Below are 10,136 nucleotides of genomic sequence, written 5' to 3' on the forward strand. Positions count from 1 at the left end.
CTGGGAATTAGCATTCACCCTTCTTGATAAGCTTGTCGCCCGGCCTATCGCGCTCATGGCATCGCTGGGAATTAGCATTCACCCTTCTTGATAAGCTTGAACCTGTCCAATGACCCCGCCAACCCGGGCTGGGAATTAGCATTCACCCTTCTTGATAAGCTTGTGGCTGGTGATTCCTATTATGCGAATATGCTGGGAATTAGCATTCACCCTTCTTGATAAGCTTGATAGCTTATCAAGAAGGGCCATTTTCCAACGGTCCTACGCTGTTTCACGATCAAAAAAGAGTCAAGAAGTCCGGTGTCTCCTCTCGCGATTCGCGCTTCCCTGAAGAAAAACGAGCCGCAGTAGACCATTGATGATCACTGATATGCAGGATTCGCACCAATCCATCGGCAGGCAAATTGTCTTTTATCATTTTCACCGTCGCCCTATTGCCGGCTTGTGTAGGCGTATATCTCACATACACGGAATACTGCACCATTCCGTACCCCATGTCGAGCAACATGTTTCTGAACACAGTCGCAGCATGTCGTTGCCGTTTCGTTTTCACTGGCAAATCAAACATGACCAAACACCACATGCCGCCACTGTCCTCATCGCGTTTCATAACTGGCCCACATATTCCGGCACTGCCAAACGATCTACCTTGCCCTCACAGTACAAACCGAATTGCTGTGCAAAATCGTTCAGTGAACTCGGTATCGTCAGCCCAGAACCATTGAATTGCTGGTTCACCGCATCCACCAGATACTTTTTTACCGTCTTATCCTGCAATGAATCCTCATTGCTCAGCAACGAGACCTGATAATCCACTGCCGGGCGATACACTTCAAGCAGATCATCGGCAAGACAGAAATAATTGCCTCGCCCATGGTGATTCACACCAAGAGACGGAATCAGCCCTGCCGACACAACCGCCTTCACCGCAAATCCTCTCAATACCATGTAGGCATAGTCCAGTTGCGCGTTACGGCCATAGCCTTGTCCAGGAATTCGTTTGAAACCATCATCTTCAGGAAACATGCGTTTCCAGTATTCACGCGCAGCATGCCCCTCGCAATTAGATGGGTCTCCAGAACGAACCGCAGCGGCAATACCTCGTAATAATCCTCCGCCTTCGAGCCCGGAAGCATCAAGGCAAGCAGCCTGACCACGAATCTTCATCTGCACAATGCGGGCCCACGCGCTTTTCTTGCGCGGAAGCGACATGCTCGACTGCGCCAATTGCCGTGTCGTAACCGTAGTAGGCAAATCCGTCCATGCATGCAACGCGGCGTCAGGCACGCCACGCCAGTCACAGAGCATGACCGATACGCCATATCGAGCCATCTCATGCAATACCGCAGCAGAGCACCTCACATGCAACCCCAACAGCACTACCGCCACCTGTGCAAGAGGCACATCCGCACACTCTCCCGTATTGTTCTTGACGACTCGCATTCTCCCCCGTTCATAGGCAACGGAGCCGTCAAGATCAGTACAGTCGATTACGCGCCATTGGTTCTGCATAGCTCACTCATGCTTCCACTGCCACGAGCAAGGCATATGACCTTTTGCAAGGAACCTACGTTCACCGAAAGCATTTCGACGTATGGTGCAGATTGCTGTGGCTCCTGCGACGTTAACCGAAGGAAGCCATCCTTGACCAGCGACGATTTTTTGCACTCCGTCCGGAATGGCACTCTCTTCAAAGGCCTTAGCTAGTCCTTCTGCAGCGATATACCGTGGATGCAGCCGCAATCTGGAATTAGAGAAGAAACCGTCAACAACCCAACGCTTTCCAGCAATCTCTCCCCCACCGAACTGCGAGAAGAACAACAGATACTCACCGATCTGGCCATCGGTCTTCACTCCAGAGAAATCCATCTCAATCTCATCGCCGACGACCAGTGAACCCAAATACTGCGCATTGCCGTTCTGCACCGCCTGCACAACCTTGGTATCGCCGTAACGCATCGCAATAGACTGCGGCAGCAACGGAACGGTAAACAGATCCTCATTGTGAGCATGGAGCAAATCGGTCTGGAATACGCGAATCATGCCATAGAAGTACTGCCGAACACCCTTGGCATTGGTCTTCCAACACCGATAGACGCGAGCATGATGAATCGCAGAACCGATATCGGCTGATCCTTGTTGCACGGCAATCTGGGCAGCGTTTGAAGCAAAGAACCCGATTTCGTCATCCGCATGATAATGAACGCCATTCACGCGAATCTGCCGACTCGGATCCTCTGGCAAGCCCTTTTTCTCATCAAAATCAGGCAATCGGGTCAACGCACACCATAATGCGGGAGTCGAAGCGCGCCGAATAAGATCCGCTTCCATGGCCGACCCCAAAGGCACCTTTTCGAGAGAATGAATCGTGGCATCATGCGCAATGGAATTGCCAAGCATGTAACGCTGCGGCTGCGTAACAACGATACGGTCGTTATCCAATGCATCATTGAGCAATCCGAGCAGCGAATTCATACCATCCATCCAGTGATGGAATGAGCCATAGCCTGAGGAGCCCTCGTACGGATACTCTTTCCAGTAGCGCTCTCCCGGCATAAGACGCCCCACCAAGCGTTGGGAGTCCCTCATCGATTCGCGTTCCATCAATATCTGGGCAGCTCGAGCATTCATCATCGCGATCACCGAAGCGTCAACCGCATGATGCCTACGATCCAAACGTGTCTTCGATTGTTGGGCGATAAAGTGAATCTTGCCCTCAATGCCCGACGCGCGTCTGGCAGCAGCGGTTACGCGTCCTTGGAACACCGATACCGCAGTCGACATCTTCCCATCTTCCTCATCGGCCGAAGAAGAATTCAGATATCGCTGTGAATTGAAATACCAATCGACACGACGATGCAGTTCGTCAGCCATCCAAGCCACGGACTCGATGGAGCGATTATCAATGGCTGCATCCTCCTCAGTTTGCTGGAGACGCGCAACCACCGCCTGCTTGAATGCCTTAGCCTCCCGCGGAGCATATGACTTGGGATTGAACGTAAACATCGCCACGCGCTTCTTAGCCTCCATAAGGCTCACACCATGGTTCTGGGCTTGCGCACTTCTGGACCAGACCGCGAAGGGAATATTAGACTTCATGCGGTTGCATTGTGCACACACCGCGGCCAGATTCGTTCTGGTATTCGTGGAACCGACGCCCTTTCGAGGCACAATATGGTCCATTTCACAAGTACTGAAAGCAACGGTCCGCCCACAGTACAAGCACTGTCCATTCTGTCGTTGAATGGCTTCCATCCTCCGCAAATCGGATTCACGAACAGCATCTTTGTGTTCCTCGACACGTAGCTGTTCCGCCAACGAGTCACGGAACACAGAACGACGTTCATTGCTTCTTTCGTACTCGCGCTTGTCTTTACGGGCGGAGGCAACTGACGAAAACGCCGAACGAACATGCTCGATGTTTATCGAGACCGGATTACCCCAACGTTGCCGGCAATTCATCAGATATCTATTCACGATCTTCAGCACACGGTCAACCGCAGGATTGCCTAACGGCTCGCCAATGGGAGCAGCCGGCGGACGCCAAGTATCCGTTACTTGGAAGAGCACTTTTCGGGCCTCATGCAAATCATCATCGGTGGTCAGCATCCGATGGGTCAGCTTCTGCAGGGTTTCCACACCATATGCAGCTCGCCCGGACGGCAGATCAATGGAATCAAGCTTCGTGAGCGCCTCGTCATTCAGCCCATCGATGAAGTCAATCGCCGTGGCGTACGACACATCTTCTCGAACCTTATCGATATCCACCACGTTGGCCAGCAGCCGAATCATTGCTTCCCGCTCGTCTTCAGTGGCGTTCTTCCACCAAGCAGCCAAAGGCTTGCGAATCTTTCCGTCAGCGCTATGGATGCGCTGCGGTGTAATCATTCGCGGAGGACGGCTGGAGATACGCTCCTCCCCGTCTTCCGTAAGCGTGCCTACACCTTTGAGCTGGCTGCGCTTGATTCCAAGGAAGTCGCATAAGTCCGACCAAGTGATGTCTTGCGATGACGGCGATTCCAGCTGGCCGAAAATGCTTTGCTTCTCGTCAACGGTCAGTCTGCGAGGCTCTGCCGAACTATCCTTGATTCTCAGATTGGTAATCACGTTTGCGATGCGGTATCGCTGAAACACCAACGAAGCTTTTAACGCCCGCGGCTGGTTCACGTCAAACGGGTCCTTTCCGACTCGCTGTTCTGCAGATCCCTTAGGCGATACCGCATAAAACACACTACGGAACAAAGGAGCCCATTCGTCTTTGGGTATTCTCTGCATTACGAAGATCCGCTTCAATTCATTGGCATTGTCTTCCTGCATCAATCGCACCGGCAGGTAGCCTTCTGCATCCGGCTTCTTACTCCCGGTCCGCCAACGCAGCCTTGGTGCCTCGGCATATCCGGCATCCAGCATAGCGACCACTAATTGGGCAGGTGTCAGTTCCTGATCGGCTAAGCCGCTGACATATGCCTCTGCGTTCTTCGCCAACTCTTCATACTGTTTGGAGTATGGATTCTCAGCCAGCAACGAGTCCACTTGGCGATACGGGTTGCGCCAACCACGGTGCCGAGCGATATGCCTTACGGCAATGGAGATATTCTCACGGCGAAGCTCATCATCCTCGATGTAATGAGTGGCAAGTTCAGCCCTTACGTGCCATTCCTCAAACGATTCATCCAACGTTTCCGGATCGATGACAGGGTATCCGGACCGACGCAGAAGAACGTCGAGTTTATGAAGACGTTCGCGACGACGGCGACGCATACGCCTAGTGCGGCGGGCGACACCTGACATATTCTTACGTGTGATTGCTTCCTGATTCTTTTGAGGATCAACGCCGCCGTCATGAATAATGCTTTGCGCATTCAGCAGACGCACCGGGGCATCATCATCGGATACTTCGATTGCGGCAAGACCCACCGAATTCAAGCCCACATCAATACCAACCCGATACCGCTTGCCTGACATCGGAACAACCTTTCTTCCCACAGCTACTTACACAACATCGTTGTATGCATTGCAGCTATATGAAAACGGGGCGAACTTATTAGGCTCGCCCCTAGCAGCTAACTGCTGAGCGTTCAAGGTGGCTATCAAGTCCACCCTTACTGAGAATTAGCGGTATCAGTATAGCTCAAGTCTTCGCGTTTTCATAATGCAGATAATGCAAAGCTAGCTAGTGTCCTGCGTCAGAAAATCGTTGACGAATTCACTACCCCTCAGTCCCGCTTCGCGGGCCAGCTCCCCTGACAAGGGGAGCCAACAACATAATCAACGAACTTCTGACGCAGGACATTAGAACAAGGCATCCTGTGCGAAGTCGTCATCTGCGGCGTGTGCGGCGTCGAGCGCGGTGGCGGAGGGCTTGAACGCGGCGACGCCTTCATCAGCCAACCGGTCGGAGGCGGCAGCCGAAGCCTCACGCAAGTCGCCGTCAAGCACCACGGCATCGGGCGAAACCAGAAACATGCGTTCGTTGACGCCGGCCAGATAGAGTCCATCCAACGACTCCACGCGGGAGAGCGCCACATAGCCCATGCCGGGCGCGAACGTGCGGCGCAGATCCATGACCGCGCGGTCGAGCGTCATGCCCTGCGATTTGTGGATGGTGATGCCCCACGCGCAGCGCAACGGCACCTGATGAACGGATGCGAGCACGGTCTCGCCGTCCATCATCTCCCATGAGGCCTGCTTCATCGTGACGATGTTGCCGTTCTCGAATTCCACGATCGGCCAGCCGCCTTTGGTCTCCGGCACGAATCCGCGCACGGTGCCGAGCGAGCCGTTGACGAACTGCCGGTCGGCGTCGTTGCGCAGGGCCATGACCGCCGCACCCTCCTTGAGCACCAGCCGTTCGGGGGCGAGCATGTTCTTCTTGAGCCGATCGACCAGGTTGACCGGGCCTGCGGCTTCGGCATGGAATTCATGGACTTCGCTCGGAATCTGGCGCAATCGCAGGTCATTGAGCCCGTCGGCCTGCCGATTGACCGGAAACAGATGCACGGCGACCTGTCCGGGCTCGGGCATGCGGCCCAAACGTGTGACCAGCGTATCCCGGTCGGATTGAGTCACGGCGCTGCGGCGGATATCGGTCAGGACCGTGAGCAGATCGCCGGCGTCCTGCCTGTGCTGCTCGGTCAGGTAGCAGACGACCGGGTTCAGCTCATCCCATACCAGCGATTCGGTGACGAAACCCTCCGGGTTGCGCCCGGCCCGCGCATACCGTTCCCGGGCGGCCACGAACTCCGGCGTGGGCGCGATCAGATCGTTGTTGCGACCGGAGACGGAAACCGGCGGCAGCTGGAAGAAATCGCCCGAAAGCACCACCTGGATGCCGCCGAACGGCCGCGGATCGTGGCGCACCGCCCGGCATACCTGATCGACCATGTCGAACAGCCAGGCGTGCAGCATCGACACCTCGTCGATGACGAGGATGTCGGTGGCTTCGATTTTGCGCTTGCGGCGTGAGCGGATGAGCTTCAACAGATTCGCGGTCAGCGATGTGGCCACGCCCACGCCGCTCCACGAGTGGATGGTCTGGCCGTTGATATGCGTGGCGGCGATGCCGGTGGACGCGGTGACCGCCACATCGGCGCCATCCGCACGAGCCCCGCGAATGAACTCGTTGAGCGTATAGGTCTTGCCGGCACCGGGCGCACCGGTCAGGAACACGTTCGCGCCGGCGTTCAGGATGGCGAGTGCCTCGGATTGTCTCATCGCATCGTCCCTGTCGTATCGAATTCCCACTGCCGTCCGCCGGCGCGTACCTGGCGTTCCACCGCTGCCCGCCGCCGCTGATCGACGCTCACGCCGACGTAGCGATCATGCCGATCATGCCATTCATGCCGACTGCGCCGGCGGAATCATCGGCGGCCACGTCTGCGAATGGTGACCGCTTGGCGTCACTTGTTCACTACGTCACTTGTTCACTACATCACTTGTTCAGGATGCTGGTCTCCTCGATCTCGGCGGCGATGGCCTTGGCCGCCGTCTCGTCCGGGCCGGGGACCGGCGCCATGAACGCCTTGCGATAGTAGCGCAGCTCGTCAAGTGATTCGATGATGTCCGCGAGCGCGCGGTGGCCGCCGTTCTTCGGCGGACGGTTCTCATAGACCGCCGGATACCAGCGGCGGGCCAGTTCCTTGAAGGTGCTCACATCCACGCTGCGGTAGTGCAGGTGGCTCATGAGGCCAGGCATGTAATGGTCAAGGAACTTCTTGTCGCTTCCGATGGTGTTGCCGGCGAGAAGCGGGCGCACACCTTCCGGCGTGAAACGCAGCACGTATTCGGTGACCTTCTTCTCGGCTTCCTCGAGGCTCAGGCCATGCTCCCATTCGTTGATCAGCCCGGAACGCGTGTGCATGTTGCGCACGAAGTCGTTCATATGGTCCACGGCCTTCTGGCTCGGCTTGATGACGAAATCGACACCCTCGTCCAGCACGTTGAGGTCGAAGTCGGTGGGCACCACGGACACCTCGACCAGCTCGTCGCCGCCGAAGATGTCAAGTCCGGTCATCTCGCAGTCGATCCAGATCAGGCGCGAATCCTTCGCGCTGTAAACCTCAGCATCATGCGCATCCACCATCGTGGCGCCCCTTTCCTTACCATGAACGGAACAGTACAGCGTATCGCATTGCCGCTACAATCCCCGCCACGCGCTTCGGCTTGCGCGCCGGCGGCTTGCGGCAGCCTCGGCTGGCGCGGCGCCGGCTTGCGCAGCCGTGGTTTGTACAGCGCCGGTTTGCACAACCTTGGTTTGCACAACCTTGGTTTTGCAGTGGCGGTTTGTGCGCACGGCTTGCGATAATCATGCATGATCGTCAATGCGGCAATCAGCGGCAATCAGCGGCAATCAGGAAGGACAGGCATGATGACGAATGAAACCGATGCGATGCGCGCGACCAAGCCAACCACCGCCGATCCGACCGACCCGGCGCCGTGGTGGCGGCAGGCGGTGGTCTATCAGGTGTATCCGCGCAGCTTCAAGGACACCACCGGCTCGGGAATCGGCGATCTCAACGGCGTGACCGAAAAGGTGCCGTATCTCAAGCGCCTCGGCGTGGACGCGATCTGGCTGTCGCCGTTCTACCCGAGCGAACTGGCCGACGGCGGCTACGATGTGGCCGACTATCGCGCCGTCGATCCGCGCCTGGGCACGATGGACGACTTCAGCAGACTCACGGACGCCGCGCATGCCGCCGGCATCAAGGTGGTGGTGGACATCGTGCCGAACCACAGCTCGCACCTGCACCCCTGGTTCCAGGAGGCGCTCAAGGCCGGCCCCGGCTCCCCGGAACGCGCGCGCTACATCTTCCGCGACGGCAAGGGACCGAACGGCGACGAACCGCCGACCACGTGGGTGAACCATTTCGGTGGCCCGGCATGGACGCGTGTGCCGGACGGACAATGGTATCTGCACATGTTCACCAAGGAGCAGCCCGACTTCAACTGGGACAACCGCGAGGTACGCGACGACTTCCTGAAGACCCTGCGATTCTGGTGCGATCACGGCGTCGATGGATTCCGCGTGGACGTGGCGCAGGCGCTTGCCAAGGATCTTGATCGCGACGATCTGGACGATTACGGCGTGATGAGCACCAACGACATGCCCGCGGACGGCTCGCACCCGGTGCTGGATCGCAATGAGGTGCACGAGATCTACCATGAGTGGCGTCGCGAGGTGTTCAACCGCTACGATCCGCCGCGTTTCGCCGTGGCCGAGGCGTGGGTGCGCCCCGAACGGCAGTACCTGTACGCCTCGCCCGACGATCTGGGGCAGATCTTCAACTTCGAGTTCGCCAAAGCCGATTGGACGTTCGATGCGATGCATGCGGCGATCAGCGAAGGTCTGGCGTGCGCACAGCGCTCCGGCTCGACCTCGACGTGGGTGATGAGCAACCATGACGTGCATCGCCACGCGAGCCGCTACGCGCTGCCGCAGGTGCCGACGCCCGAATATCATCAGATCAGCGCCGATTGGGCGCTGCGCATGGGACGCACCTATGTCGAGAACCGACCGCTCGGATTGAAGCGCGCCCGGGCGGCGCTCATGCTGGAGATGGCGCTGCCCGGCTCGGCGTACGTGTATCAGGGCGAGGAGCTGGGTCTGTTCGAGGTGCCGGACATTCCGTGGGATCGGCTGGAGGATCCGTGGCCGCTGCGCAGCGATCGCGAGGAGTCCACCAAGGGACGCGACGGGTGCCGCGTGCCGCTGCCGTGGGTTGGCTCGGATGCGCCGATATTGGACCGGCCGGGCGACCAGTTCGGCCACGGCGGCTCGTTCGGCTTCTCGCCGGCGCGCGCCGCCGACGGGAGCGCGGCGGGTGGTGAGGCTGGTGAGGCTGGTGAGGCGGCAGCTGAGCCGACCGACGACGCGACCGGCGAACCGCATCTTCCCCAGCCCAAGTGGTTCAAGGATTTCGCCGTGGATGTCGAGGACGCCGATGCCGGGTCGATGCTCAATTTCTACCGGCGGGTGCTGGCGCTGCGGCACGAGCTGCAGACCGTGGACACGAGATGCACTTGGCTTGCCGAAGATCGGCCGAGTGGCCTGCGGGATGGTGCCGACGGCCAGCCGGGCGGTGTGATCGCGTATCGCCGCGCGAACGGCTGGGCGAACATCACGAATTTCGGCGCCACCCCCGCCGCGCTGCCGAAAGGCGACGTGCTGCTCGCATCCGGCCCGCTCACCGATGATGGTCGTCTGCCGCAGGACACCTCGGTTTGGCTGCGTCTGGCCGACTGAAAGCGCGTAATTGACCTGCGTTTACCTGAACGGCGTATACCAGTGGTCCGTTTCACACGTGATTGAGTGATGCTCCCGAATTGTGTTCACTGAATTTAATTCACTGACGAGTCGGCCGCGATCGAAATTCGGGATATCCTTGTGCAACCCCACTGCACAGCGCCCACTGCACAGCGCAAGAGAATCTCGAGATTTGCCCTGAGCTCGAGAAAAACTGGCGCAAATAGGCCTTGTAGCGCAAGCTTTTCTCGTAGCTTTCCCGAAATCAGGATTATCTACGAGAAAAACGACTCTTCGGGTGTTTGTGTGGGTTGGTTTCGGGGGGTGTTCCTACTGGTTATTGGCGTCCGGGGAGTTTGAGGTCGAGGCCGCCGCATTCGGGCATGACCAGGCC

General features: G+C 57.9%; 6 protein-coding genes and 1 CRISPR repeat array (1 of these 7 cut by a window edge). Of the genes, 1 reads left to right on the forward strand and 5 read right to left on the reverse strand.

Annotation, left to right across the window (positions count from 1 at the left end; translation table 11 throughout):
- Window positions 1-227: a CRISPR direct-repeat array (repeat unit 36 nt; unit sequence GCTGGGAATTAGCATTCACCCTTCTTGATAAGCTTG); it begins 168 nt to the left of the window's first position.
- A gap of 50 nt (window positions 228-277) precedes the next feature.
- From cas2 to orn, 5 genes are all read right to left on the reverse strand, one after another.
- The gene (gene cas2, locus EHS19_RS07255) at window positions 278-610 is read right to left on the reverse strand and encodes a CRISPR-associated endonuclease Cas2 (protein ID WP_151917104.1); all 333 of its coding nucleotides are present in this window, start codon (window positions 608-610) and stop codon (window positions 278-280) included.
- On the reverse strand, window positions 607-1,512 hold the full coding sequence (cas1, locus tag EHS19_RS07260; RefSeq protein ID WP_151917105.1) for a type II CRISPR-associated endonuclease Cas1: 906 nt from the start codon (window positions 1,510-1,512) through the stop codon (window positions 607-609). The genes cas2 and cas1 overlap by 4 nt, the downstream gene beginning before the upstream one ends.
- Before the next feature lie 3 nt (window positions 1,513-1,515).
- A complete protein-coding gene (cas9, locus tag EHS19_RS07265) occupies window positions 1,516-4,965 on the reverse strand; it encodes a type II CRISPR RNA-guided endonuclease Cas9 (protein WP_175578364.1) in 3,450 nt (1,149 codons plus the stop codon).
- Window positions 4,966-5,292: 327 nt separating this feature from the next.
- Window positions 5,293-6,714, reverse strand: coding sequence for a DEAD/DEAH box helicase (locus EHS19_RS07270; RefSeq protein WP_151917106.1), 1,422 nt, complete (start codon window positions 6,712-6,714; stop codon window positions 5,293-5,295).
- Between the two features lie 217 nt (window positions 6,715-6,931).
- Entirely contained in the window at window positions 6,932-7,582 is a 651-nt protein-coding gene (orn, locus tag EHS19_RS07275) for an oligoribonuclease (RefSeq protein WP_151917107.1), read from the reverse strand.
- Window positions 7,583-7,864: 282 nt separating this feature from the next.
- Here orn and EHS19_RS07280 point away from each other — a divergent pair, with 282 nt between their 5' ends.
- A complete protein-coding gene (locus EHS19_RS07280; RefSeq protein ID WP_421745407.1) occupies window positions 7,865-9,742 on the forward strand; it encodes a glycoside hydrolase family 13 protein in 1,878 nt (625 codons plus the stop codon).
- The last annotated feature ends 394 nt before the right edge of the window (window positions 9,743-10,136 follow it).

The organism is Bifidobacterium jacchi, assembly GCF_009078285.1.
Classification (GTDB): domain Bacteria; phylum Actinomycetota; class Actinomycetes; order Actinomycetales; family Bifidobacteriaceae; genus Bifidobacterium; species Bifidobacterium jacchi.

What these genes read in the sequence shown, in the direction of transcription:
- cas2 (WP_151917104.1), bottom strand. Translation starts at nt 610, where the DNA reads ATGAAACGCGATGAGGACAGTGGCGGCATGTGGTGTTTGGTCATGTTT.
- cas1 (WP_151917105.1), bottom strand. Translation starts at nt 1,512, where the DNA reads ATGCAGAACCAATGGCGCGTAATCGACTGTACTGATCTTGACGGCTCC.
- cas9 (WP_175578364.1), bottom strand. Translation starts at nt 4,965, where the DNA reads ATGTCAGGCAAGCGGTATCGGGTTGGTATTGATGTGGGCTTGAATTCG.
- EHS19_RS07270 (WP_151917106.1), bottom strand. Translation starts at nt 6,714, where the DNA reads ATGAGACAATCCGAGGCACTCGCCATCCTGAACGCCGGCGCGAACGTG.
- orn (WP_151917107.1), bottom strand. Translation starts at nt 7,582, where the DNA reads ATGGTGGATGCGCATGATGCTGAGGTTTACAGCGCGAAGGATTCGCGC.
- EHS19_RS07280 (WP_421745407.1), top strand. Translation starts at nt 7,865, where the DNA reads ATGATGACGAATGAAACCGATGCGATGCGCGCGACCAAGCCAACCACC.